This window comes from Schlegelella aquatica (assembly GCF_026013905.1).
GTDB classification, from domain to species: Bacteria; Pseudomonadota; Gammaproteobacteria; order Burkholderiales; family Burkholderiaceae_C; genus Caldimonas; species Caldimonas aquatica.
This window is the reverse complement of the sequence record NZ_CP110257.1, coordinates 2,557,887-2,582,760: the sequence shown is the minus strand read 5'-3', so window position 1 is coordinate 2,582,760 and position 24,874 is coordinate 2,557,887. Positions and strand designations below refer to the sequence as shown.

The following is a 24,874-nucleotide window of genomic DNA, read 5'->3' as shown; positions in this document are numbered from 1 at the left end:
CTGTCAGAACGGCGCGAGGCCGAGCAGTTCCGCGCAGCGCAGCGCCACCGCGCGGGCGTCCTCGGGGGTGGCGGCGGTGACGTTGAGGTGGCCCATCTTGCGCCCGGGGCGAGCCTCGGTCTTGCCGTAAAGATGCAAATGCGTGCCCGCCAGGGCCAGCACCGCATCCCATGCCGGTGTCCGCGGGCCTGCCGGCGTCTGCCACAGATCGCCGAGCAGGTTGAGCATGATCGCCGGCGAATGCTGGCGCGGTGTCACCAGCGGCAAGCCCGTCATCGCGCGCACCTGGAGGTCGAACTGGGAGAGGTCGCAAGCGTCGATCGTGTAGTGGCCGGAGTTGTGTGGGCGGGGCGCCATCTCGTTGGCAACGAGCGAGCCGTCGGCCAGCACGAAGAACTCCACGCACAGCACCCCCACATACCCCAGCGAGGCGGCGATCGCCTCGGCCGCCTGCACCGCCTGCATTTGCTGCGCGGGCGATGCTTGCGGGGCCGGCACGGTCGTGACGGCGAGGATGCCGCCGCGATGCAGGTTCTGCTGCACGGGGAAGTGCACCACCTCGCCATGGGCGTTGCGCGCGACGATGACGCTGATCTCGAACGCCAGATCGAGCCGTCGCTCCAGCACGCAGGGCACGCGCCCCAGGCGCTCCCACGCCGCGCGCAGTTCCTCGGGAGTGGCCACCGGCACCTGGCCCTTGCCGTCGTAGCCCAGGCGCGCGGTCTTCAGGATGCCCGGCAACAGGGACGCCTCGACGGCGAGGTCCTGCTCCTGCGTGATCTCGGCATAGGGCGCGCAGGGGACCCCGCTGGCGCGGAAATGGGCCTTCTCCAGGCGGCGGTCCTGGCAGACGGCGACGGCCGAGGCGCCTGGCGCCACCGGACGCTGCGCAGCCAGCGTCGCCAACGCATCGGCCGGCACGTTCTCGAACTCGGTCGTGAGGGCGTCGCAACGCTCGGCCAGGCGGGCGAGGGCGGCGGCATCGAGGTAATCGGCCCGCACATGCTCGTGCGCCACCTGACCGGCCGGGCTGGCCTCGTCCGGGTCCAGCACGACGGTGGTGTAGCCGAGCCGCTGGGCGGCGTGCACGAACATGCGGCCGAGTTGGCCGCCACCGAGCACGCCGAGCGTGGCCTCGCCAGGCAGGAGGGGACGCGCCGTTGCGCTCATGGGGCCCCCACGGCAGGCAAGGTCATCGCGCGGGCGGCCTCGGTCTGGCGTGCGCGGAACTCCTCCAGCCGGGCGCGCAGGCCGGCATCCGTCGTGGCGAGCTGGGCGACCGCGAAGAGCGCGGCGTTCGCGGCTCCGGCGGTGCCGATGGCGAAAGTCGCGACCGGCACACCCTTGGGCATCTGCACGATGGAGTGCAGCGAATCGACGCCTTGGAGGTGCCGGCTCGGCACCGGCACGCCGAGCACCGGCACGGTCGTCTTGGCCGCCAGCATGCCGGGCAGATGGGCCGCGCCGCCCGCGCCTGCGATGATGGCGCGCAGGCCCCGTGCGGCCGCCTCCTCGGCATAGCGGAACATGTCGTCCGGCATCCGGTGAGCCGAGACGACGCGAGCCTCGTGGGGCACGCCGAACTCGGCGAGAATCTGCACGGCGTGTTGCATGACGTCCCAGTCGCTGCTGGACCCCATGACCACGCCGACGAGGGGCGACTGACTCACGTGGCGCTCCGGTGCGGAAAAATTGCGATTTTAGGCGGCCCTTGGGCTGTCAGCAGTCGCCCCCATCTGGGGAGCGGGCCAGGGAAGAACGCAGCATGATCGACATCACCATTCAGAACTTCGAAGCCGAGGTGCTTCAGGCCTCGATGCAGCAGCCGGTGCTGCTCGACATCTGGGCGCCGTGGTGCGGCCCGTGCCGCACGTTGGGGCCGATGCTGGAGAAGCTCGAGGCCGAGTACGGCGGGCGTTTCGTGCTGGCCAAGCTCAACTCGGACGAGCAGCCCGAGATCGCCGGCCAGCTCTCGGCGATGTTCGGGGTGCGCAGCATTCCGTTTTGCGTGATGTTCCGCGACGGCCAGCCGGTGGACGGCTTCGTCGGGGCGTTGCCGCAGGCGCAGATCAAGCAGTTCCTCGACAAGCACGTGCCCGCCGAGGCGCAGCTGCAGGCCGACGCGGCCGCCGGCGAAGCCGGGCGGCTGGCCGATGCGGGCGACATGGAGGCCGCGCTCGAGCGGCTCCAGCAGGCCATCGCCATCGACCCGGCCAACGACGCCGCGCGCCTCGACTACGTGAAGCTCCTGCTGCAAGCAGGGCGCCTTGCCGATGCGCGCCTGGCGTACGAGCCCGTGGCGAGCAAGGCCGCCACCGACGTGCGCATCGCGGCCCTGGGCCACTGGATCGAGGCCTGCGAGGCCGCCGCCTCGGCGCGGCCGGTGGAGCAGCTGCAAGCGGCCATCGCCGCCAACAAGCGCGACTTCGACGCGCGCTTCGAACTCGCGCAGACGCACTTCGCCGCGCAGCGATGGACCGAGGCGATGGATGAGCTCCTGGAGATCATCATGCGCGACAAGGGCTGGCGCGACCAGCTCGCGCGCAAGACCTACGTCTCGATCCTGGAGCTGATGAGCAAGCCCTCGCCCGCGGCCGGCCCCGAGTCGGGCGCCAAAGGCGCTCTGGAGATCGCCGGCAAGGCGCAGGCACCGGCAGGCGACCCGGTGGTGGACCAGTACCGCCGCAAGCTCAGCATGGCCTTGTTCTGAGCCCGCGCCGCGCGGGCGGGCCGCTCACGCGGCGCGCCCGGGGGCGCTGCGGTGCGCGTCCTCCGGCGCTCGGCGGCGGACGCGCGCGGCACGGTCACTGCGCGGTGAGCCGCTCCAGCGCCTCGCGGTACTTGGCCGCCGTCTTCTCGATCACCTCGGGCGGGAGCGCCGGCGCAGGGGCCTTCTTGTTCCAGGGCTTGCCGTCCACCTGCGCCTGCTCCAGCCAGTCGCGCACGAACTGCTTGTCGAAGCTCGGCGGATTCGTGCCTTCCCGATAGCTTTCCAGCGGCCAGAAGCGCGACGAGTCGGGCGTGAGGATCTCGTCCATCAGCACGACGCGCCCCTCGGCGTCGAGGCCGAACTCGAACTTGGTGTCGGCGATGATGATGCCCTTGCCGAGCGCATAGTCGGCCGCGGCGCTGTACAGGCGGATCGAGATGTCCCGGATCTGTTCGGCCAAGTCCGGGCCGATCAGTTCGACGACGCGCTCGAACGTGATGTTTTCGTCGTGCTCCCCCACGGCGGCCTTGGTGGCCGGCGTGAAGATCGGCTGCGGGAGCTTGCTCGCATTGCGCAGCCCCGCGGGCAGCGCCACGCCGCACACGCGTCCTGTTTCCTGGTACTCCTTCCAGCCGCTGCCGGCGAGATACCCCCGCACGACAGCCTCCACGGGCAGGGGCTTCAGGCGCTTGACCAGCATCGACCGTCCACGCACCTGCTCGACCTCGTCGGGCGCCACCACGCTCTCCGGCGCCTCGCCCGTCAGATGGTTGGGCACGATGCCCTGCAGCTTGTCGAACCAGAACAACGCCATGCGTGTGAGCAACTCGCCCTTGCCGGGGATGGGCTCGCCCATCACGACGTCGAAGGCGGACAAGCGGTCGGTGGCGACCATGAGCAGCCGGTCGTTGCCCACGGCGTAGTTGTCGCGCACCTTGCCGCGCGCCAGCAGGGGCAGGGAGCGAATCGAGGAAACGAGCAAAGGGGCGGTCACGGGCGCGATCTCCGGGGTAGGGCCAAAACGAAAACGCCCGCTGCGCAAGCGGGCGTCGAACCGTGCAGCAGGCCGCGTATACCGATCGGCCGGCCTTCGGCTGCTTACTGGACGACCTGGGCCAGCTCGCCCGCGGCGTAGCGACGGGCCATTTCGGTCAGCGGGATGGGCTTGATTTTAGCGCCCTGGCCCTCGCAGCCGAACTCGAGGTAGCGCTGCTTGCAGATGGCCTTGGCCGCTTCGCGCGCAGGCTTGAGGTACTCGCGCGGGTCGAACTTCGAGGGGTGCTCGACGAAGAAGCGGCGGATCGCGGCCGTCATCGCGAGGCGGATGTCGGTGTCGATGTTGATCTTGCGCACGCCGTGCTTGATGGCCTCCTGGATTTCCTCGACGGGCACACCGTAGGTCTCCTTCATGTCGCCACCGTACTTGCGGATCTCCTCCAGCAGTTCCTGCGGCACGGAAGACGAGCCGTGCATCACGAGGTGGGTGTTGGGGATGCGCGCGTGGATCTCCTTGACGCGGTCGATCGCCAGGATGTCGCCCGTGGGCTTGCGGCTGAACTTGTAGGCGCCGTGGCTCGTGCCGATGGCAATGGCCAGCGCGTCAAGCTGCGTCTTCTTGACGAAGTCGGCCGCCTGCTCGGGGTCGGTGAGCAGCTGGTCGCGCGTCATCGTGCCCTCGGCGCCGTGGCCGTCTTCCTTGTCGCCCTTCATCGTCTCGAGCGAGCCCAGGCAGCCGAGTTCACCCTCGACGGTGACGCCGAGCGCGTGGGCCATGTCGACCACCTTCTTGGTGACCTCCACGTTGTACTCGTAGGTCGCGATGGTCTTGCCGTCGGCTTGCAAAGAGCCGTCCATCATCACCGACGAGAAGCCCAGCTCGATCGCGCCCTTGCAGACGTCGGGGCTCTGCCCGTGGTCCTGGTGCATGACGACAGGGATGTGCGGATAGGCCTCGACGGCGGCCTGGATGAGGTGCTTGAGGAACGACTCGCCGGCGTACTTGCGGGCACCGGCCGAGGCTTGCATGATCACCGGCGCGCCGACTTCGTCGGCCGCGCTCATGATCGCCTGGACCTGCTCCAGGTTGTTGACGTTGAACGCCGGAATGCCGTAGCCGTGCTCGGCGGCATGGTCCAGCAGTTGGCGCATCGAAACGAGTGGCATGGTAGGCCCCTAGAGTTGACAGAACCGGTAACGCGCCTCCGCCCGTCGCGCCTCTTGGGCTGCGACGGCCGTGAAACCGCTTTGTAATCGGCCCAGATTCTAGCCCTGGGGAGGGGGCCAACCGTGACTGTTCGCATCCGGCCGAGGCCCCGCCCGGCGCTCGGCGATCAGCCCACGCGGCAGACCTTGAGCATGTTGGTGCCGCCCGGGTACCCCATCGGCTCGCCGCAGGTGATGGCATAGGTGTCGCCGGGGCGCAGAACGCCTCGCTCGACCAGCAGGGCCTCGGCACGGTGCAAGGCCTCGTCGCGGTCGTGACAACTCTCCATCAGCATCGGCTGAACGTTGCGGTACAGCGCCATCTTGCGCTGGGACGTGATCTGCGAGGTCAGCCCGTAGATCGGCACGTGGATCTTGTAGCGGCTCATCCACAGGGCGGTGGAGCCGGACTCGGTGAGCGCGATGATCGCTTTGCAGCCCAGGTGGTGGGCCGTGAAGAGGGCGCCCATGGCGATGGACTGGTCGATCCGGCCGAAGCGCTTGTTGGTGAAATCGGCGTCGAGCGAGACCTCCTCGGCGCGCTCGACCTCCTCGGCGATGGTGGCCATCTGCTCGATCGTCTCGACGGGGTACTTGCCCGCGGCCGTTTCGGCCGAGAGCATCACCGCATCGGTGCCGTCGAGCACCGCGTTGGCGACGTCGCTCACCTCGGCGCGCGTGGGGACCGGGTTGACGATCATCGACTCCATCATCTGGGTGGCCGTGATGACCACCTTGTCCATCTCGCGTGCGAGGCGGATCATGCGCTTTTGCAGCGCCGGCACCGCGGCGTTGCCCACTTCCACGGCGAGGTCGCCGCGCGCGACCATGATGCCGTCGCTCGCCTTGAGGATCGCGTCGAGCTGGGAGATGGCCTCGCTGCGCTCGATCTTGGCGATCAGCCCGGGCTTGTGCCGCCAGGGCTCGCCCGCGACATTGGCCAGTTGGCGCGCCATTTCCATGTCGGTGGCGCTCTTGGGGAAGCTCACGGCCAGGTAGTCGCACTGGAAGCTCATCGCGGTGCGGATGTCCTCCATGTCCTTGGCCGTCAGGGCCGGCGCGGTGAGCCCGCCGCCCAGCTTATTGATGCCCTTGTTGTTGGACAGCTCGCCGCCGACCTTGACGTAGGTGTGCACCTCCTCGCCGACGATGCGATCTACCGTGAGGACGATGAGGCCGTCGTTGAGCAGCAGCGTGTCGCCCGGCTTCACGTCGCGCGGCAGCTGCTTGTAGTCCAGCCCCACCCGTTCCTGGTTGCCGGGGCCCGCGAGGGCGGCGTCGAGGATGAACGGCTGGCCGGCCTCGAGCTGGACCTTGCCGCCCTCGAACTTGCCCACCCGGATCTTCGGGCCCTGCAGGTCGGCCATGATGGCCACCTCCTTGCCCACCCGCTGCGCCACCTCGCGCACGAGCGCCGCGCGGTCGATGTGGTCCTGCGCGGTGCCGTGCGAGAAGTTGAGCCGCACCACGTCCACCCCGGCGCGGATCATCCGCTCCAGGACGTCGGGCGAGGACGAGGCGGGGCCGAGGGTGGCGACGATCTTGGTGGCTCGCGGCATGGTGGTCGGGGGTTCGGGTCCGTAACTTTGTTTCCTATTATGGGCCCGAAAAGTGGATCGGGGTTACATGCGGGGCCCGTGCGGGCCCCGGCGCGTCAGCCTGCGGCGCGCTTTTGCAGGATCTCGAAGGCAGGCAAGGTCTTGCCTTCCAGCACTTCCAGGAAGGCGCCCCCACCGGTGGAGATGTAGCCGATGTCCTTCTCGATGCCGTACTTGGCGATCGCGGCCAGCGTGTCGCCGCCGCCCGCGATGGAGAAGGCGCTCGACTGCGCGATCGCGCGCGCCACGGTCTCGGTGCCCGCCGCGAAGGCGTCGAACTCGAACACGCCCACCGGGCCGTTCCAGACGATGGTGCCCGCCGCCTTGAGCTTGTCCGCGAGCATCGCGGCGGTCTTGGGTCCGATGTCGAGGATCATCTCGTCGGCCGCGACCTCGGTGGCTGCTTTGATGGTGGCAGGGGCGTCGGCCTTGAACTCCTTGGCCACCACGACGTCCACCGGGATGGGTACTTCCGCGCCCCGCGCCTTCATAGCGTCCATCACGGCCTTGGCTTCGCCCACGAGGTCGGGCTCGGCGAGGCTCTTGCCGATGGGCAGGCCCGCGGCCAGCATGAAGGTGTTGGCGATGCCGCCGCCGACGACGAGCTGGTCCACGTTCTTGGCCAGCGACTGCAGGATCGTGAGCTTGGTGGAGACCTTCGAGCCCGCGACGATGGCCACGAGCGGGCGCTTGGGGTCGTGGAGAGCCTTGGTGATGGCGTCGATCTCGGCGGCCAGCAGCGGGCCGGCGCACGCCACCTTCGCGAACTGCGCAATGCCGTAGGTCGATGCTTCGGCGCGGTGGGCCGTACCGAAAGCGTCGTGCACGAAGATGTCGCACAGGGCTGCCATCTTGCGGGCCAGCTCTTCGTTGTTCTTCTTCTCGCCCTTGTTGAGGCGGCAGTTCTCCAGCAGCACCACCTGACCCGGCTCGACCTGCACGCCGTCCACCCAGTTCGAGACGAGCGGCACCTCGCGGCCGAGCAGCTCGGACAAGCGCTGCGCCACCGGGGCGAGCGAATCCTCGGGCTTGAACTCGCCCTCCGTGGGGCGGCCCAGGTGCGAGGTGACCATGACGGCCGCGCCCGCGTCCAGTGCCATGCGGATGCAGGGTACGGAGGCGCGGATGCGGGTGTCTTCGGTGATGCGGCCCTGATCGTCCTGGGGCACGTTCAGGTCGGCGCGGATGAACACGCGTTGACCGCGGACCTTGCCCTGGGCGATGAGATCGGAAAAGCGCAGGATGTTCATGATGTCGTCGAGGATGGCCAAAGTGAGAAGCCGTCGCCGACGAGCGCGGGCTCGCCGGCACCGCCCGACATTGTGCCGTGCCCGGACGTGAGGTCCGTCACGCGCGGTTGACCGTCACCAGCCCGCGATGAGGCGCAGCGGCAGGAACACCGCCATGCCGGTGACGATGGTGCCCAGGATGCCGCGTCGCCAGAAGTAGTAGGCCGCGGCCGCGACGATCGCCGGCAGCCGGGCATCCTGCCAGGTCGGCAGGAAATGCCCTTGTGTGAGCAGCACCTCGGGCGCGATCACGGCGGCCAGCGCCGCCAGCGGCGCATAGCGCAGTCCGCGCTTGAGCCAGCCGGGCAGCGGCAGGTCCTGCTCAGGCAGCAGGAAGAAGCTGCGCGTGACGACGGTGATGACCGCCAGGCCGAGGATCGTGACCAACGCCTCCCAGGGGCTCACGGGACCTCCTTCGCACTCGCGCGGGCGCGCACCCGATCCGCGGCTTCCATGGCGAGGCCCGTGGCGACCGCGGCGGCGATCGCCACGAGGATGTTCAGGCGCAGCGGCAGCGCATAGGCGGCCACCGCCGCCGCGCAGGCGACGGCCGCGGCCACCCAGGTGGCGCGGTCTTGCAGCAGCGAGCAGGCGATGCCCAGCAACGCCAGCACGCCGGCGAAACCCAGGCCCCAATGGGTCGGAATGGCGTTGGCCAAGCCGATGCCGATCATCGACGACACCTGCCAGCCCAACCAGTTGGTGGCGACGCCGCCCCAGTAGTAGGGGATCTGGTCGGGGTGCGGCTCGCCGTCTGGAAAGCGCTTCATGAACAGCACGTAATTGAGGTCGCCGCTGAAGTAGCCCAGCACGCAGCGTTGCCACCGTGGGAAACGCGCGAAGTACGGCCGCCACATCGCGCTGAAGATGACGAAGCGCAGGTTCACGCAGAAGGCGGTGGCCCACACCACCCAGATCGGCGCACCGCTCGTCATGAGCGGCAGCGCCGCCAGCTGTGCACTGCCGGCGAAGACCAGCAGCGACATGGCCACGGCGAGCGGCACCCCCAGTCCGCTCTTGACCATGGCGACGCCCGTCACCAGCCCCCAGGCAGCAATGCCGAGGGCGACATGGATCATGTCGACGGCCCCCCGCTTGAATTCGGGGTGGCGCAGCAGGGCAGAGGCGGCGTGATACATCATGCAGAGGGCCGCCATTGTGGCGGGCCCCGGCCATCGCGTCGATTCTGCGGGATCGCGTTCAGCTTGCCGTCAGCGCGGCCGCCCGCCTGCGCCCGGCCGCACTCAGGGCGAGCCGCGGTCAGGCCCTGCCGCTGGGGACGTCGGCGCCCAGGACCGGGGCCGCGGGCGCAGGTTCGGGCACGAGCAGCGTGCCCTGGCGCAAGCCGCGCGCCGTGCCGAGCACGAGACCGGCGATGACGAGGCTCGTCAGCGAGAGCGCCACGACCCCGAGCAGCTGCATCCCGCCGTGGCCCGCCTCGGAAAGACGCAAGGTGAGCCCCGAGAAGGCGGCGAGCGGGAAGGACATGGCCCAGTGGGGAACGCCGAAGGGCAGGGACGCGATACGCCGCACCTGCGTGGCGGCCCACAGCAGGAACACGAGCGCCATGCCCCAGGCGGCCCACACCACCAGCACCGGCGCGCCGAACTGCATCAAGGACAGGGCCCCCACGGCAGGCGGCGCGACATGGATGAACGCCGTGGGCAACAGACGCTCGGGCCACAGCCCGGTGGTGGCCTTGCGCACCATGATGAGTACCAGCACCACCGGCCAGAACACGAGCCCGATGCCGAACTGCGCGGCCGACCACTCGGGATGGCCGAGGGGCACGCCGGCCAACGGGGCGAGCACGTTGCCGACGATGGGGATGAACAGCGCGGGCGTGATGGCCGGCCAGACGAGGCCACCGGGTTGGTTGCCCTTCCACCACCGCGCGGTGACGGCCACGGTCACAGCCAGCTGGGCCAGGCTCGAGACCCACCACAGCGCCCGCGCGCCTTCGCTCGCGCCCCGATGCGCCACCCACAGCGTCGCCAGCAGCATCCCCGAGATGGGGATCGTGGCCCAGAAGGCGTGCCGGACGGGGTGATGGAGGTCCTCTCGCACCGCGTCCGGGTGCCGTTGCCAGCGCACGATGCTCAGGAGGGCCAGCAGCATGAACGCGAGGGCGGCGACCAGGGCGAGCAAGGCGGACACGCCCGCCGCCAACTCGCCCAGCGCATGCCGGGCCCCCCACCAGGCGAGTGCAAGTCCGCTCAGGCCCATCACGGCGGCGAACCATCCGGGCATCAGAAAACGCAGCGGCTGCGCCGCGTGGGGTGGGCGAGACGTCATCAGGACGGTTCTTTCCAGGGACAAGCGGTGCCTCGCAAGGCCAACAGCGGCCAGGCGTAGGCGAGCATGATCGCGCCGCCGGCCACAGCGATGGCGGCGAGGTTGGCCCAGTCTACCCAATAGCGCAGCTCACCGAACGAGGAGCGCGTGAGCGAGGGCAGCGTCGCGAACACCGCGATGGCGGCGAGCAATGCGAGTCCCGCGGCCGGGGCCAGGGCCTGTCGCCACTGTGCCCGCCTGAACACGGCGGTCCCGATCACCGCCAGCCACAGTCCCACGGCCGCCAGCACGAGGGGCGCCGCCGCGCGTGCCAGTTCCCAGACGATGTTCAAAGTCAACCAGAGTTCATACATGGTCTCGTCTCCGTCCGCGATCACACGCGGCCCTTCAGCACCGCGACATAGGCCGGCTTGAGCAGCCGGTACTTGAGCAGCCAGGCCATGTAGCTGTCCTGCAGCGGTTCGATCATGGGCAGGGAGGGCGTGAGCTTGCCCTCGTAGTTGAACTCGATGAGCATGGCCGAGCCTTCGCGCGTGATCATGGGGCACGAGGTGTAGCCGTCGAAGCTCGCGTCGGGAGCGCGCCCGGCGATGACTTGCACGAGGTTGTGCGCCACCAACGGAGCGCTCTTCTTGACGGTAGCGGCCGTCTTGCCGCGCGGTGTGCCGTTGATGTCCCCGATGCCGAAGACGTTCGGAAAGCGCCGGTGCTGCAGCGTGGCCTTGTCCACCTCGAGCCAACCGCCGGGAGCGAAGGGGCCTTCCTTCCACGACAGGTCGCTCTTTTTCACTGCGTCGGGGGCGCGCGTCGGTCCCTCGCGGGCGAGCGTGCTGTTGCTCGGGGAGTCGGGCACCGGCAAGGAGCTGGTCGCCCGCGCCGTGCACGAGGCCAGTGACCGGGCCGCTTCGCCCCTCGTGGTCGTCGACTGCGCGAGCTTGCCCGAGACCCTGTTCGAGAGCGAGTTGTTCGGCCACGAGCGCGGCGCCTTCACCGGTGCCTCCGCCAGCAAGCGCGGCCTGGTGGAGGCCGCCGACGGCGGCACGCTGTTCCTCGATGAGGTGGGCGACATCCCGCTCACCTTGCAGGTCAAGCTGCTGCGACTGCTCGAAAGCGGCACCTACCGGCGCGTGGGCAGCACCGACCTGCGCCGGGCCGACGTGCGCGTCGTCTCTGCCACGCACCGCGATTTGCGCGCGATGATCGCGCAGGGCCGATTCCGGGAAGACCTCTACTACCGCCTCAGCACGTTCCCGATCCGACTGCCCAGCCTGCGAGAGCGGGTCGAGGACATCCCCTTGCTGGCCGAGACGCTGCTGGCGCGCGTGTCGGGCCGGTCGCGCCGCCTGGCCCTGTCCGCCGACGCCTTGCGGCGCCTGATGAACTACCCCTTTCCCGGCAACGTGAGGGAGCTGCGCAACGTCCTCGAACGCGCCGCACTCTTGTGCGACGACCAGACGATCGAGGCCGAGCACATCGAGCAGTCGCTGGCCGACGTGGGCGGCACGGGGGAGCGCGCCACCCCGTCGACGGCGGGCGGCCCGGCCAAGAGCAAAGAGCCGCTCCTCAAGGAGATCGAGCTCTCCGTCCTGCGCGAGCGCCTGGCCCACCACCGTGGCACTCGCGCGCAGCTCGCCCGCGAGCTCGGGTTGAGCGAGCGCTCGCTGTACCGGAAGCTGCGCGCCCTCAAGAGCGCCGGGTGAACGAAGCCGCCCCGGGTGCCCGGTGCCTCGGCTGCGTCAGGCCAGTCCCAGTCGTCGGCAGATCTCGAGCGTCGCGCCGGCTTGGTTCATCGTGTAGAAGTGAAGCCCCGGCACGCCCGCGGCCCGCAGGCGCTCGCACAGCTGGGTGACCACGTCCAGGCCGAACGCCTGGATCGAGGCCTTGTCGTCGCCGAAGGACATCAGCCGCGTGCGGATCCACCGCGGCACCTCCGCACCGCAGGCGTCCGAGAAGCGCAGCAGCTGGGCCGAACTGGTGATCGGCATGATGCCCGGCACGATGGGGATGTCCACGCCCCGCGCGTGCACTTCGTCAACGAAGCGGAAATAGGCGTCCGGGTTGAAGAAGTACTGCGTGATGGCCGCATCGGCACCAGCCCGGACCTTGGTGACGAAGGCGTCGAGGTCGGCCTCCGGCGAGCGGGCTTGCGGGTGCATTTCCGGGTAGGCGGCCACCTCGATGTGGAAGTGGTTGCCGGTCTCCTCGCGGATGAAGGCGACCAGATCGCTGGCATAGCGGAATTCACCGAAGCCGCCGTAGCCTGAAGGCAGATCGCCGCGCAAGGCGACGATGCGCCGCACGCCGGCCGCGCGAAACTGCTGGAGCTTCTCGCGGATGCTGTCCTTGCTGGCGCCGATGCAGGAAAAGTGCGGTGCCGCGTCCACCCCTTCGGCCAGGATCGCACGCACGGTCTGCAGGGTGCCCTCTTGCGTCGACCCCCCGGCGCCGTACGTGACCGAGCAGTACTGGGGTTTCAGCGCATAGAGCTGCTGGCGCACCGCGGCGAGCTTGTCGACGCCTTCCGGCGTCTTGGGTGGAAAGAACTCGAAGCTCACGGCCAGCGAGCAGGCGGAGGTGTGGTGAGGAGTGCTCATGTCTCGTGTGTGTGCAAGCCCTGTCCGGTGTCGGACGGGGCGGGTCGGGCCGTGGCCCAGACGAAGAACTCGCGGTTGCCGTCGCCGCCGGTGATGGGGCTTTCGAAATAGTCGCGCACGGTCCAGCCCACTTCGGTGCAGGCGGCCCGGATGCGCTGCTCGATGGCCGCCCACTGCGCCGGGTCCTTCACCAGCCCGCCCTTGCCGACGTGGGCGCGCCCTGCCTCGAACTGCGGCTTGACGAGCAAGAGCACGTCGCCTTCCGGTGCCAGCCATGGGGCCACGGCGGGCAGCACCCGTGCGAGCGAGATGAAGGAGAGGTCGCCCACGACCAGGTCGAAGTGCTCGCCCTGGTGCCGCTGCCCGAAAGGACTGGCCGCCAGATCCTTGGCGTTGACCCCTTCGTACGCAATGACCCGCGGATCGCTGCGCAGCTTCTCGTGCAACTGGCCGTGGCCGACGTCCACGCCCACCACGACGGCCGCCCCTTGCTGGAGCAGCACGTCGGTGAAGCCCCCGGTGCTCTGGCCGAGGTCCAGGCAGCGTCGGCCCGCCACCTCGACTGTCGTGTGGCGCAGCGCCCCTTCGAGCTTGAGGCCGCCGCGGGACACATACCGCAGTTCCGCGTCGTCCACCAGCTCCAGTTCCGCGCTCTCGGGCAGCTCGTCGCCTGCCTTGCGGGGCACCTGCCAGCCGTGGGCGGCGAGCCAGCGCACGGCCCCGCGCTCGATGAGCCGCTGTGCGGCCGAACGCGTCGGCGCGAGGCCGCGTAGCACGAGGAGCTGGTCGACTCGGGGCATGGCTGCACCCGGGCGGCAGCGACGCCGCCCGGTCGGCGGGTGGATCAGTACCTGTACGTGTCGGGCTTGTACGGCCCTTCCTTCGGCACGCCGATGTAGGCGGCCTGCTCGTCGGTCAGTTCGGTCAGCATCGCGCCGAGCTTCTTCAGTTGCAGTCGCGCCACCTTCTCGTCCAGGTGCTTGGGCAGCGTGTAGACCTTGCCCACCTCGTACGCATCGCGGTGCGTGAAGAGCTCGATCTGCGCGATCGTCTGGTTCGCGAACGAGCTGCTCATCACGTAGCTCGGGTGGCCGGTGGCGCAGCCCAGGTTCACCAGGCGGCCCTTGGCGAGCAGGATGATGCGCTTGCCGTCGGGGAAGATCACGTGGTCCACCTGCGGCTTGATCTCTTCCCACTTGCACTTGGCCTCGAGCGCGGCGACGTCGATCTCGTTGTCGAAGTGGCCGATGTTGCAGACGATGGCCTGGTCCTTCATCAGGGCCATGTGCTCGAACGTGATCACGCCCTTGTTGCCCGTGGCGGTGACGAAGATGTCGGCCTTGTCGGCGGCGTAGTCCATCGTCACGACGCGGTAGCCTTCCATCGCGGCCTGCAGCGCGCAGATCGGGTCGATCTCGGTCACCCACACCTGGGCCGAGAGCGCGCGCAGCGCCTGGGCCGAGCCCTTGCCCACGTCGCCGTAGCCGCACACCACGGCGATCTTGCCGGCGATCATCACGTCGGTCGCGCGCTTGATGCCGTCCACCAGCGATTCCCGGCACCCGTAGAGGTTGTCGAACTTGCTCTTGGTGACCGAGTCGTTGACGTTGATGGCGCGGAACATCAGCTCCCCGCGGGCCGACATCTGCTTGAGCCGGTTGACGCCGGTGGTGGTTTCTTCGGTGACGCCGATGATGTGCGCGCTCTTGCGCGAGTACCAGGTCGGGTCCTCCGCGAGCTTGGCCTCGATGGCGGCAAACAGGATGCGCTCCTCTTCGCTGCCCGGGTTCGCGAGCACCGAGCGGTCCTTCTCGGCCTTCTTGCCCAGGTGCATCAAGAGCGTCGCGTCGCCTCCGTCGTCCAGAATCATGTTCGGGCCTTCGTGCTCGCTGCCCTTGGGGCCGAACTCGAAGATGCGATGCGTGTAGTCCCAGTAGTCGGCCAGGCTTTCGCCCTTGTAGGCGAAAACGGGCGTGCCGGCGGCGGCGATCGCGGCGGCGGCGTGGTCCTGCGTCGAGAAGATGTTGCACGAGGCCCAGCGCACCCGCGCCCCCAAGGCCTGCAGCGTTTCGATGAGCACCGCCGTCTGGATGGTCATGTGCAGCGAGCCGGCGATGCGCGCGCCCTTCAGTGGCTGGCTGGCGGCGTACTCCTCGCGGATCGCCATGAGCCCGGGCATTTCCGTTTCGGCGATGCGGATTTCCTTGCGGCCCCAGTCGGCGAGGGCCAGGTCGGCGACGATGAAGTCCTGGGTGGCGGTGTCGAGTACGGCGCTCATTCGCGCCCTCCTTTCCATGAAAGTCAGTACGCGAGCGCCGTTGCCTAGGAGCCGGCCCCCGCCACGAAGTGCCCAAGGTACCGGCCGCTTCGAGCCTGGCGCGGGCAGGCACCCGCGTTGCAACGCTCCTCGAAGCAAGAGGCCGCCATTCTACCCGGCCGCTTTCGAGGACTCAACGAAGCGACCGTGGCCGGCGCGCGCGCCCGGGCCTTCGGACCAGCGAGAGCCGCCGCGGTTTTCCTCACGCGCCAGAGGCCCCGGGGCGACGGGGGCTGGGCCCGGATGTCGGACAATGTCGGGTTTTCCTGCCCCTTCTGCGGGCGCCGGGCCCTCCGGCGCCCGCCGACTGCCTGCCATGAGCTTTCGCGCCGAAACCCAACGCCGCCGCACCTTCGCGATCATCTCGCACCCCGACGCGGGCAAGACCACGCTGACCGAGAAGCTGCTGCTCTTTTCCGGCGCCATCCACATCGCCGGCAGCGTCAAGGCGCGCAAGGCCTCGCGTCACGCCACCTCAGACTGGATGGAGATCGAGAAGCAGCGCGGCATTTCGGTGGCGAGCTCGGTGATGCAGATGCTCTACCGGGATCACGTCATCAACCTGCTCGACACGCCCGGCCACCGCGACTTCTCGGAGGACACCTACCGCGTGCTGACGGCGGTGGACTCGGCGCTCATGGTGATCGACGCGGCCAACGGCGTGGAGCCCCAGACGCGGCGGCTGATCGAGGTCTGCCGCCAGCGCGACACGCCGATCATCACCTTCATCAACAAGATGGACCGCGAGGGGCGCGACCCCATCGCGCTGCTCGACGAGATCGAGGCCGAACTGGGCATGCCCTGCGTGCCGATGACCTGGCCGGTGGGGCAGGGCAAGGCCTTCGGCGGCATCGTGGACCTGCGTGCCAAGCACATGCGCCTTTTCCGCGCCGGCGAGGACCGCGTGACCGAGCAGGAGATCGTGCCGCTATCCGAGGCGCAGGCGCTGCGCGAGCGCTTCGGGCACGACTTCGAGCTGGCCGAGCAGAACATCGAGCTGCTCACCGAGGCCGCGCCGGCCTTCGACCGTGAGGCCTTCCTCGCCGCCCGGCAGACGCCGGTCTTCTTCGGCTCGGCGGTGAACAACTTCGGCGTGCAGGAGGTGCTGGACGCGTTGGTCGATCTCGCGCCGTCGCCCGCGCCGCGCAACGCAGGCGTGCGCATCGTGCAGCCCGACGACGAGCACTTCTCGGGCGTCGTGTTCAAGGTGCAGGCCAACATGGACCCGTCGCACCGCGACCGCATCGCCTTCGTGCGCGTCTACTCCGGCCGCTACACGCAGGGCATGAAGCTCAAGGTGCAGCGTACCGGCAAGGAACTGCGCCCCACGAGCGTCGTCACCTTCCTGTCGCAGCGGCGCGAGGCCGTCGACGAGGCGTATGCCGGCGACATCATCGGTTTCACCACGCACGGGGGCGTGCAGCTGGGCGACACCATTACCGAGGGCCACGCCTCGCAGGCGGGGCTGCAATACACCGGGCTACCGTTCTTCGCGCCCGAGCTCTTCCAGGCCGTGGAACTGGCCAATCCGATGAAGAGCAAGCAGCTGCAGGCGGGTTTGCTGCAACTGGGTGAGGAGGGCGCGATCCAGGTGTTCCGTCCGCAAGAAGGCGGGCCGATGCTGCTGGGCGCCGTCGGCCAGCTGCAGTTCGAGGTGGTGCAGCACCGCTTGAAGGCCGAGTACGGCGTCGAGGTGCGGCTCATGCCCTCGCGCTTCGTCGGCGCCCGCTGGATCACCGCCGACTCGCCGGAGGAGCTCAAGAAGTTCACCGACGCCAACGCCAGCAAGCTGGCGCTCGACGCCGCCGACACGCTGGCCTACCTGCTGACCTCGCCCTACGACCTGCGGCTCACCCAGGAGCGCTTCCCGAAGATCCACTTCCACCCGTTGCGCGAGCACGCCGGGCTGGTCTTGGAAAAGGTGGCGTGAGCTTCGGCGCCGATGCGACCCTTGCGCGAGTGGCCCCTGCAGGCGCGCCGTCGGATCCGCGGTGTGTTCACCGACATCGACGACACGCTCACGCGCGACGGCGAGATCGAGCCCCCGGCGCTCGACGCTCTGGCATCGCTGCAAGCCGCCGGTGTCACCGTCATCGCGGTCACCGGGCGGCCGCTCGGCTGGTCCGAGCCGTTCGCCCGCCGCTGGCCGGTCGCGGCCATCGTCCCCGAGAACGGTGCGATGGCGGTGCTGCCCGACGGCAGCCGCCGCTATGTGCAGCCGCAGGGCGAGCGAGCCCGCAACGCCGAGCGACTGCGCGAGGTCGCCGCGCGCATCCTGCGCGAGGTGCCGGGCGCCACGCTGGCGCGAGACAGCGCCGGCCGCGAGACTGACATCGCCATCGACCACAGCGAGTTCTCGCATCTGCCACCCCAGGCCATCGAGCAGGTCGTGGCCTTGATGCGCAGCGAGGGGATGCAGGCCACGGTCAGCTCCATCCACGTCAACGGCTGGTTCGGCGACCACGACAAGTGGCGCGGCGCCTGCTGGGTGGCGCGGGAACTGCTGGGGGCCGACCTGGCCGCCGAGGTCGACCGTTGGGCGTACGTCGGCGACTCCACCAACGATCAGCTGATGTTCCGCCACTTCCCGCACAGCATAGGCGTGGCCAATATCGCGCGCTTCCTTGCGCAGCTGGAGCACCGGCCCCGCTACGTCACAGAGGGCGAACGGGGCGCGGGCTTTGCCGAGGTGGCTCGGGCGCTGCTGGAGGCGCGCTGAGGGGGCGCCTCGTAGTGCCACCCGGCCTCTATTGGAGGCCGGCCGCTGCGCGCAGTGCCTGGGCCTTGTGGCTGCGGCCGGCCGTTCCGGCCTTCACATCGCTGCGCGATGTGAGCCTGCGCCGCAAGGCGGCCGACCCGCGGGCGCGGGTGCCGGTCTTACAGCCCGGCCGCTGCGCGCAGCGCGGCCGCCTTGTCGGTGCGCTCCCAGGTGAACTCCGGTTCTTCGCGGCCGAAGTGGCCGTAGGCGGCGGTCTTCGAGTAGATGGGCCGCAGGAGGTCGAGCATCTGGATGATGCCCTTGGGGCGCAGATCGAAGAACTCGTTGACCAGGGCGGCGATCTTCTCGTCCGGGATCACGCCCGTGCCCTCGGTGTACACCGTGACGTTGATCGGGCGCGCGACGCCGATGGCGTAGCTCACCTGGATCTGGCACTGCCGGGCCAGCCCGGCGGCGACGATGTTCTTGGCGACGTAGCGCGCGGCGTACGCCGCCGAGCGGTCCACCTTGGTCGGGTCCTTGCCGGAGAAGGCGCCGCCGCCGTGCGGGCAGGCCCCGCCGTAGGTGTCCACGATGATCTTGCGTCCGGTCAGGCCGCAGTCCCCCTGCGGCCCGCCGATGACGAAGCGGCCCGTCGGGTTGATCAGGTAGCGGGTGTTGTGCAGCCACTCCTTGGGCAACACCGGCTTGATGATCTCCTCGATGCAGGCCTCGATGAACTCGGGCTTCATGTGCTTGCCGTCGCTCATCTCCGGGCTGTGCTGGCTCGAGAGCACCACGGTGTCGATCGAGTGCGGCCGCCCGTCCACATAGCGCATCGTGATCTGGCTCTTCGCATCGGGCCGCAAGAAGGGCAGGCGGCCGTCCTTGCGCAGCTGCGCCTGGCGCTCGACGATGCGGTGGGCATAGTAGATCGGCGCCGGCATCAGTTCGGGCGTTTCGTCGCAGGCGTATCCGAACATCAGTCCCTGATCGCCGGCGCCCGTGTTGAGATAGTCATCGGACGCGTGGTCGACGCCCTGGGCGATGTCGTTGCTCTGCTTGTCGTAGGCCACGAGCACGGCGCAGCCCTTGTAGTCGATGCCGTACTCGGTGTTGTCGTAGCCGATGCGCTTGATGGTGTCGCGGGCGATCTGGATGTAGTCGACGTGCGCATTCGTCGTGATCTCCCCCGCCAGCAGCACGAGGCCCGTGTTGCACAAGGTCTCGGCAGCCACTCGCGAGCGCGGATCCTGCTCGAAGATCGCGTCCAGGATGGCGTCGGAGATCTGGTCGGCCACCTTGTCGGGGTGGCCTTCGGACACGGATTCGGACGTGAAGAGGAAGTCGTTCGCCACTTGAGAAACTCCAGAGTTGTGGAACCGTGCCGCGTTTGCCGACTCGGTGGTTCTGGAGGTGCGGCGAACGCTTTAGCGGTATCGGATGATCCGGTCACCCCAGACGCTCGCTATGCTTCGCGCCTGCGTCGCCCCGCAAGTTGTTCCTTAAACCGGCGACGCGCGAATTATAGACGTCATGCTCGTGACCCTTTTCAAGTGTGCCGGGCGCCTGCCCCTGGCATGGCTGCAAGCCGTGGGTGCCGCGCTCGGGTGGTTGGTGTGGTGGGCTTCGCCCACCTACCGTCGACGCTTTCGCGACCACGTGGCGCAGGCCGGCGTGCCCTGGGGCCAGGCGCGCGAGGCGGTGGCTGCGGCCGGCCGCATGGCGCTGGAGCTGCCCTGGCTGTGGATGCGACCGGCCGACGAGCCGTTGGGGCCCCGGGTGCGCTGGGACGGCGCCGAACACATCGAGCACGCGCTTGCTCGCGGGCGGGGTGTGGTGTTCCTCACGCCGCACCTCGGATGCTTCGAAGTGACGGCGCAGGCGTACGCCGAGCGCTTCGGCGCCGCCCACGGGCCGATCACCGTGCTGTATCGGCCCCCACGCAAGGCGGCGCTGCGGCCCCTCGCAGAGGAGGCCCGGCGCCGACCGGGGTTGACCACCGCGCCGGCCACCTTGGCCGGCGTGCGTCAGATGATCCGGGCCTTGCGTGCCGGGCAGGCGGTCGGCCTGCTGCCCGACCAGGTGCCACCCGAAGGGTTGGGCGTGTGGAGCCCCTTCTTCGGAAGGCCGGCCTACACCATGACGCTGGCCGCGCGGCTGGCGCAGCAAACCGGCGCGCAAGTCCTGCTCGCCTGGGGCGAGCGGCTGCCAGGCGGGCAGGGCTACGTGGTTCACGTCAGCGAGTTCCAAGATCCCTTGCCGGCCGACGATCAGGGAGAATCGGCGGCCGCGAGCATCAACCACGCCATGGAACGACTGATCCGCCAAGCCCCCGGCCAGTACCTGTGGGGGTATCACCGCTACAAGGCCCCTCGCCGCGAGGCGGCGCTGCTGGGGAAGGACGCGTGAACCCCTTCGCACGGCCGCCCCGAGGAGGGCGCGAGACTTCACTCGCAACGGGGACACCGCAGGGGCCGGAGGACCGACCCGTCAGTGCTGTTTCCTTGAACGCTGCTGCATCCCGTCTGGCCGTGGGCGTGCTGTGGTTGCTGCATTGGCTGCCCTTGCCGGTGCTGGCTGCCCTGGGCAACGGGCTCGGGCGCGCGCTGTACCGCGTCGCCGGCTCCCGCCGGCGCATCGCCTTGCGCAACCTGGAGCTGTGCTTTCCCGGGCGCACGGCGTCCGAGCGCGAGGCGCTGGCGCGCGAGCACTTCCGCTGGCTCGCGCGCAGCCTGCTGGAGCGCTCGCTGTTGTGGTGGAGCAGCGAGGCCCGGTTGCGACGGCTCATCCACGTCGAAGGCGATGTGGGTCTGGCCGACCGCAGCGACAAGCCGGTGATGTGGCTCGTGCCGCACTTCGTCGGGCTCGACGTGGCTGGCGTGGCCGAGCAGCTGCATGTGCGCAAACACGCCGCATCCATCTACCAGGCGCAGAGCAACAAGGTGTTCGACGAGGTGATCCGCCGCGGGCGGCTGCGCTTCGGGCGCGCCGAGATCTTCGCGCGGCAGGAGTCTTCGCGGCCGCTCATCCGCTGCATCCGCCAGGGCCGGCCCTTCTTCAACCTGCCGGACATGGACTTCGGCATGCAAGATGCCGCCTTCGTGCCCTTCTTCGGGGTGCCGGCCGCCACGCTGTTGGCGCCCTCGCGCATGGCGCGGGCACTGGACATGGTGGTGCAGCCCGTCGTGGCCGAGATCCTGCCCCGCGGACGCGGCTACCGCGTGCGTTTCCTGCCGCCCTGGTCGGGGTTCCCGAGCGACGATCCGATGGCCGATGCCTTGGCGATGAACCGCTGGATCGAGTCCGAGATCGAACGCAACCCGGCGCAGTACCTGTGGGTGCACAAGCGGTTCAAGACCCGGCCGCCCGGCGAGCCGGGGCTGTACTGAGCGACGACTCTGGTTGCCGTGGACACGGCTGCCGCAGGGCGACCGCCGGGCCCTGCGGCGATAATCGCCGCATGAAGCTGCGGTTCACCAAGATGCAAGGCGCGGGCAACGATTTCGTCGTGCTCGACGCCACCCGCGCCCCGATCGAGCTCACGCCGCAGCAGTACCAGCGGCTGGCCGACCGGCGCTTCGGCGTCGGCGCGGACCAGATCCTCATCGTCGGCCCGGCGCCGTCGCCGCAGGTGGACTTCAGCTACCGCATCGTCAACGCCGACGGCAGCGAGGTCGAGCAGTGCGGCAACGGCGCTCGCTGCTTCGTGAAGTTCGTGCACGACCGCGGGCTCACCGACAAACGCCGCATCCGCGTGCAGACGCTGTCGGGAGTGATCGAACCCAGCCTGCAGCCCGACGGCCGCGTCACGGTCGACATGGGTCCGCCCGCCTTCGCGCCCGAGCGCGTGCCTTTCGATGCGGCGGGCCTCCAACCCCGCCTCGAGGGCGAGGGCGAACTGTGGCCCCTGGAGGTCGACGGCACCCCGGTGTGGGTGGCCGTGGCCTCGATGGGCAATCCGCACGCCGTGCAACGGGTGGACGACGTGCAATCGGCCCCCGTGGAGCGCCTCGGGCCGCTGATCGAGGGGCACCCTCGCTTTCCGCGCCGCGTCAACGCCGGCTTCATGCAGATCGTCTCGCGCACTCACATCCGACTGCGGGTGTACGAGCGCGGTTCGGGCGAGACTTTGGCCTGCGGCACCGGTGCCTGCGCCGCCGTGGCCGCGGGCATCCGCCTCGGCTGGCTCGACCGGCGCGTGGACGTGGACACCCGCGGGGGCCGGCTCTCGATCGAATGGTCGGGCGGCGGCACTTCGGTCTTCATGACGGGGCCGGCCGTCACCGTGTTCGAGGGCGAGATCGAGCTGTGAGACGACGCTCGCCCATTCTTTCCTTCCTCTTGCTTCAGCCATGAACGTCCAAGGCATCACCGAAGAAGACATCGCCAACTACCTGGCCAACACCCCGGGCTTCTTCGAGCGCCATGCCGAGTTGCTCGCCTCCATCCAGCTCACCAGTCCTCACGGGCATCGGGCCGTCTCGCTACAGGAGCGGCAGATGGAAATGCTGCGCGAGAAGATCAAGGGCCTGGAGCTCAAGATCGTCGAGATGATCCGACACGGGCAGGAGAACACGGCCATCGCCGACCGCCTGCACCGCTGGACGCGCAGCATCATGCTCACCACCGACCCGGTGCGCATTCCCGAGGTGATCGTCGAGGAGCTGAAGAGCCAGTTCCTCATCCCGCAGGCGGCCATCCGCGTGTGGGGCGTGGCGCCGCAGTACGCGGATCGCGAATTCGCGCAAGGCGTGAAGGACGACACCAAGTCCTTCGTCACCAGCCTCACGCTGCCGTACTGCGGCATCAACTCCGGGTTCGAGCCGGTCTCGTGGCTCGCCGATCCGGGCACGGTGATGTCGCTCGCGCTGGTGCCGTTGCGCCACCCTTCGGTGCCCGCAGCGTTCGGGCTGCTCGTGCTCGGCTCGCCCGACCCGACGCGCTACACCGCGGACATGGGCACCGACTTCCTCGTGCGCGTCGGCGAGTTGGCCAGCGCGGGCCTGTCGCGTCTGCTGGCGCAGGCCTGAGCGGCCGCTTCCTCCTGTGGACGCGCGCATCGAGGCCTACCTGGAGCACCTGCGGGTGCAGCGCCGCATGGCGGCGCTGACCCTCCAGACCTACGCGCGCGATCTGAGCACGCTGGACGAGCTGGCCCGGCGCGACGCAGTGCCGCTCGACGCGGTGCAGATCCACCACGTGCGCCGGTGGTCTGCCACCTTGCACGGCCAGGGCCGCTCGGGCCGCACGATCGCACGGGTGCTGAGCAGTTGGCGCGGGCTGTACCGGTGGATGGGGCGCGAGGGCTGGGTGTCGCAGAACCCGGTGGAAGGCGTGAGGGCACCGAAGGCACCCAAGCCGCTGCCCAAGGCCTTGTCCGTCGATCAGTCCATGCGCTTGGCCGACCATCGCGCCCCCGAGGTCCACGACCCGGCGCTCGAAGTGCGCGATGCCTGCATCGTCGAACTGCTGTACGGCTGCGGACTGCGCATCGGCGAACTGGTGGCGCTGGACGCGACGCCCGGCGAGCAGGCCCGCGGTTGGATCGACCTGCAGGCCGCCGAGGCGCACGTGTGGGGCAAGGGCAGCAAGCGCCGCAGCGTGCCGATCGGCCGTGCCGCCGTGCGCGCCCTGCAAGCGTGGCTCGCCGAGCGGCCCCGCTTCGTGCGCGATGACCCTCGCGCACTGTTTCTGGGCCGGCTCGGCACGCGGCTCACGCCCCAGCAGGTGAGGGCGCGCCTGAAGCGCCGCGCCATCGAGGCCGGCTTGCCGACCCACGTGCATCCGCACATGCTGCGCCACTCGTTCGCCTCGCACCTGCTGCAGTCCAGCGGCGACTTGCGGGCTGTGCAAGAACTGCTCGGGCACGCCAGCATCGCCACCACACAGGTCTACACGAAGCTGGACTTCCAGCATCTCGCCAAGGTCTACGACGCCGCCCATCCCCGCGCGAAGAAGGCCCGCTGAACCGACGTTCCTCTCATGAAAGTCATCACATTGCGCGAAGGCAAGGAGCGCTCGCTCCTGCGCCGGCATCCCTGGGTGTTCCAGGGCAGCATCGACAAGGGCAAGGCCGACCCCGGCGAGACTGTGCGCGTCGTCGCGCACGACGGGCGGTTCCTGGCCTGGGCCGCGTACAGCCCCACCTCGATGATCCGTGTTCGGGCCTGGAGCTTCGAGGAGGCCGAGCGCATCGACGCCGCGTTCTTCGAGCGGCGCTTGCGCGCGGCCCTCGCGGCGCGGGCGCGCATGCCGATCGCCAGCGATGGCGTGCGCCTGGTCCACGGCGAGGCCGACGGCCTGCCCGGGCTCATCGTGGATCGCTATGGCGACGTCCTGAGCGCGCAGTTCCTGTCCGCCGGGACGGACCGCTGGAAGCCGGTGATCGCCGACCTGCTGATGACGTTGACCGCGGCCCGGGGACTGTACGAGCGGTCGGACTCGGGGGTGCGCGCCCTCGAAGGCTTGCCTGCGGCGACCGGTTGGCTGCGCGGAGGCGGCGAGACGACGGTGACGATCCGCGAGCACGAATGGCGTCTGACGCTGGACGTGGCCGAAGGTCACAAGACGGGCTTCTATCTCGACCAGCGCGACAACCGCAAGTTCTTCGCCGAGACGGTGCGGCATTTCGGCCTTGAGAGAGTGCTCAACTGCTATTGCTACACGGGGGGCTTCAGCGTCGCCGCCTTGGCGGGTGGCGCCCGGCAGGTCACGAGCATCGACTCCTCGGCTCCGGCGCTCGCCCGCGCCCAGGCGCACGTCGAGCTCAACGGCTTCGAGGCCGCCCGTCACGAGGCGCTCGATGCCGACGTGAACGAGAGCCTGCGGCGCCTTCTGAAAGAGGGCCGCCGCTTCGACGCCATCGTGCTGGACCCGCCCAAGTTCGCGCCGACGGCCGCGCACGCCGAGCGCGCCGCCCGGGCCTACAAGGACATCAACCGCCTGGCCCTGAAGCTGCTCGAGCCCGGCGGCCTCTTGTTCACCTTCTCGTGCTCCGGCGGCATCGGCACCGAGCTGTTCCACAAGATCGTGGCCGGCGCAGGCATCGACGCGGGCGTCGACGGCTTCATCCATGCCCGGCTCGGCGCCGCCTGCGACCACCCCATGACGCTCGACTTCCCCGAAGGCGAGTACCTCAAGGGGCTGGTCGTCTTGAAGCGCTGACGTC

Annotated in this window: 24 protein-coding genes, 1 pseudogene and 1 riboswitch; of the genes and pseudogenes, 10 read left to right on the top strand and 15 right to left on the bottom strand. The window is 69.4% G+C overall.

The features are described from left to right. Positions 1-3: 3 nt before the first annotated feature. Both OMP39_RS11740 and purE read right to left on the bottom strand, forming a co-directional pair. Positions 4-1,170 carry a 5-(carboxyamino)imidazole ribonucleotide synthase gene (locus tag OMP39_RS11740; RefSeq protein WP_264891904.1) on the bottom strand — a complete coding sequence of 389 codons (1,167 nt, stop codon included), beginning with the start codon at positions 1,168-1,170 and terminating at the stop codon, positions 4-6. Continuing rightward, entirely contained in the window at positions 1,167-1,640 is a 474-nt protein-coding gene (purE, locus tag OMP39_RS11735; RefSeq protein ID WP_264894554.1) for a 5-(carboxyamino)imidazole ribonucleotide mutase, read from the bottom strand. Before purE ends, OMP39_RS11740 begins: the two co-directional genes overlap by 4 nt. Positions 1,641-1,765: 125 nt before the next feature. Between purE and OMP39_RS11730 the strand changes: the two genes are divergently transcribed. Next, positions 1,766-2,710, top strand: a complete 945-nt coding sequence (locus tag OMP39_RS11730) for a thioredoxin family protein (protein WP_264891903.1) — start codon at positions 1,766-1,768, stop codon at positions 2,708-2,710. 94 nt (positions 2,711-2,804) lie between these two features. Here OMP39_RS11730 and OMP39_RS11725 read toward each other — a convergent pair whose 3' ends face one another. The 9 genes from OMP39_RS11725 to OMP39_RS11685 form a co-directional block, all read right to left on the bottom strand. Further along, positions 2,805-3,704: a phosphoribosylaminoimidazolesuccinocarboxamide synthase gene (locus tag OMP39_RS11725; protein ID WP_264891902.1), complete on the bottom strand. Its 900-nt coding sequence runs from the start codon at positions 3,702-3,704 to the stop codon at positions 2,805-2,807. 104 nt (positions 3,705-3,808) lie between these two features. Further along, complete coding sequence (fba, locus tag OMP39_RS11720) at positions 3,809-4,873, bottom strand: class II fructose-bisphosphate aldolase (RefSeq protein WP_264891901.1); 1,065 nt, start codon at positions 4,871-4,873, stop codon at positions 3,809-3,811. A gap of 167 nt (positions 4,874-5,040) precedes the next feature. Then, entirely contained in the window at positions 5,041-6,471 is a 1,431-nt protein-coding gene (gene pyk / locus OMP39_RS11715; RefSeq protein WP_264891900.1) for a pyruvate kinase, read from the bottom strand. A 95-nt stretch (positions 6,472-6,566) separates the two neighbouring features. Continuing rightward, positions 6,567-7,760, bottom strand: a complete 1,194-nt coding sequence (locus tag OMP39_RS11710) for a phosphoglycerate kinase (RefSeq protein WP_264894552.1) — start codon at positions 7,758-7,760, stop codon at positions 6,567-6,569. Between the two features lie 114 nt (positions 7,761-7,874). Next, on the bottom strand, positions 7,875-8,204 hold the full coding sequence (locus OMP39_RS11705; protein WP_264891899.1) for an AzlD domain-containing protein: 330 nt from the start codon (positions 8,202-8,204) through the stop codon (positions 7,875-7,877). Next, complete coding sequence (locus OMP39_RS11700; protein ID WP_264891898.1) at positions 8,201-8,941, bottom strand: AzlC family ABC transporter permease; 741 nt, start codon at positions 8,939-8,941, stop codon at positions 8,201-8,203. Before OMP39_RS11700 ends, OMP39_RS11705 begins: the two co-directional genes overlap by 4 nt. 118 nt (positions 8,942-9,059) lie before the next feature. After that, complete coding sequence (locus OMP39_RS11695; RefSeq protein WP_264891897.1) at positions 9,060-10,094, bottom strand: SLAC1 anion channel family protein; 1,035 nt, start codon at positions 10,092-10,094, stop codon at positions 9,060-9,062. Then, a complete protein-coding gene (locus tag OMP39_RS11690) occupies positions 10,094-10,447 on the bottom strand; it encodes a hypothetical protein (RefSeq protein WP_264891896.1) in 354 nt (117 codons plus the stop codon). Before OMP39_RS11690 ends, OMP39_RS11695 begins: the two co-directional genes overlap by 1 nt. A 20-nt stretch (positions 10,448-10,467) precedes the next feature. Further along, positions 10,468-10,884, bottom strand: coding sequence for an NAD(P)/FAD-dependent oxidoreductase (locus OMP39_RS11685; protein ID WP_264894638.1), 417 nt, complete (start codon positions 10,882-10,884; stop codon positions 10,468-10,470). 10 nt (positions 10,885-10,894) lie between these two features. Here OMP39_RS11685 and OMP39_RS11680 point away from each other — a divergent pair. Beyond that, a pseudogene (locus OMP39_RS11680) lies at positions 10,895-11,794 on the top strand (sigma-54 interaction domain-containing protein); the annotation flags it as partial. Positions 11,795-11,830: 36 nt separating this feature from the next. Here the strand turns inward: OMP39_RS11680 and metF are convergent. From metF to ahcY, 3 genes are read right to left on the bottom strand one after another with little or no spacing between them, the layout of a single operon-like run. Next, positions 11,831-12,688 (bottom strand): methylenetetrahydrofolate reductase [NAD(P)H], encoded by an 858-nt coding sequence (gene metF, locus OMP39_RS11675; protein ID WP_264891895.1) that lies wholly within the window; start codon positions 12,686-12,688, stop codon positions 11,831-11,833. Beyond that, positions 12,685-13,488: a TlyA family RNA methyltransferase gene (locus OMP39_RS11670; protein WP_264891894.1), complete on the bottom strand. Its 804-nt coding sequence runs from the start codon at positions 13,486-13,488 to the stop codon at positions 12,685-12,687. Before OMP39_RS11670 ends, metF begins: the two co-directional genes overlap by 4 nt. 44 nt (positions 13,489-13,532) lie before the next feature. After that, positions 13,533-14,966 carry an adenosylhomocysteinase gene (gene ahcY, locus OMP39_RS11665; protein WP_264891893.1) on the bottom strand — a complete coding sequence of 478 codons (1,434 nt, stop codon included), beginning with the start codon at positions 14,964-14,966 and terminating at the stop codon, positions 13,533-13,535. Positions 14,967-14,991: 25 nt separating this feature from the next. Next, positions 14,992-15,103: riboswitch (S-adenosyl-L-homocysteine riboswitch) on the bottom strand. 218 nt (positions 15,104-15,321) lie between these two features. Here ahcY and OMP39_RS11660 point away from each other — a divergent pair. Then, complete coding sequence (locus tag OMP39_RS11660; RefSeq protein WP_264891892.1) at positions 15,322-16,935, top strand: peptide chain release factor 3; 1,614 nt, start codon at positions 15,322-15,324, stop codon at positions 16,933-16,935. A 12-nt stretch (positions 16,936-16,947) separates the two neighbouring features. Then, entirely contained in the window at positions 16,948-17,724 is a 777-nt protein-coding gene (locus tag OMP39_RS11655) for an HAD family hydrolase (RefSeq protein ID WP_264891891.1), read from the top strand. Between the two features lie 158 nt (positions 17,725-17,882). Here the strand turns inward: OMP39_RS11655 and metK are convergent, their stop codons facing one another. After that, a complete protein-coding gene (metK, locus tag OMP39_RS11650; protein WP_264891890.1) occupies positions 17,883-19,061 on the bottom strand; it encodes a methionine adenosyltransferase in 1,179 nt (392 codons plus the stop codon). A 178-nt stretch (positions 19,062-19,239) separates the two neighbouring features. Between metK and OMP39_RS11645 the strand changes: the two genes are divergently transcribed. The 6 genes from OMP39_RS11645 to OMP39_RS11620 all read left to right on the top strand — a co-directional run bounded on the left by OMP39_RS11645 (position 19,240) and on the right by OMP39_RS11620 (position 24,870). After that, a complete protein-coding gene (locus OMP39_RS11645; RefSeq protein ID WP_264891889.1) occupies positions 19,240-20,115 on the top strand; it encodes a lysophospholipid acyltransferase family protein in 876 nt (291 codons plus the stop codon). 95 nt (positions 20,116-20,210) lie between these two features. Further along, positions 20,211-21,095, top strand: coding sequence for an LpxL/LpxP family acyltransferase (locus tag OMP39_RS11640; protein WP_264891888.1), 885 nt, complete (start codon positions 20,211-20,213; stop codon positions 21,093-21,095). Between the two features lie 71 nt (positions 21,096-21,166). Further along, positions 21,167-22,018: a diaminopimelate epimerase gene (gene dapF, locus OMP39_RS11635; protein ID WP_264891887.1), complete on the top strand. Its 852-nt coding sequence runs from the start codon at positions 21,167-21,169 to the stop codon at positions 22,016-22,018. 40 nt (positions 22,019-22,058) lie between these two features. Further along, positions 22,059-22,736 (top strand): DUF484 family protein, encoded by a 678-nt coding sequence (locus OMP39_RS11630; protein WP_264891886.1) that lies wholly within the window; start codon positions 22,059-22,061, stop codon positions 22,734-22,736. 16 nt (positions 22,737-22,752) lie between these two features. Then, positions 22,753-23,673, top strand: a complete 921-nt coding sequence (gene xerC, locus OMP39_RS11625; RefSeq protein ID WP_264891885.1) for a tyrosine recombinase XerC — start codon at positions 22,753-22,755, stop codon at positions 23,671-23,673. A 15-nt stretch (positions 23,674-23,688) separates the two neighbouring features. Further along, positions 23,689-24,870, top strand: a complete 1,182-nt coding sequence (locus tag OMP39_RS11620; RefSeq protein ID WP_264891884.1) for a class I SAM-dependent rRNA methyltransferase — start codon at positions 23,689-23,691, stop codon at positions 24,868-24,870. Positions 24,871-24,874: the final 4 nt, after the last annotated feature.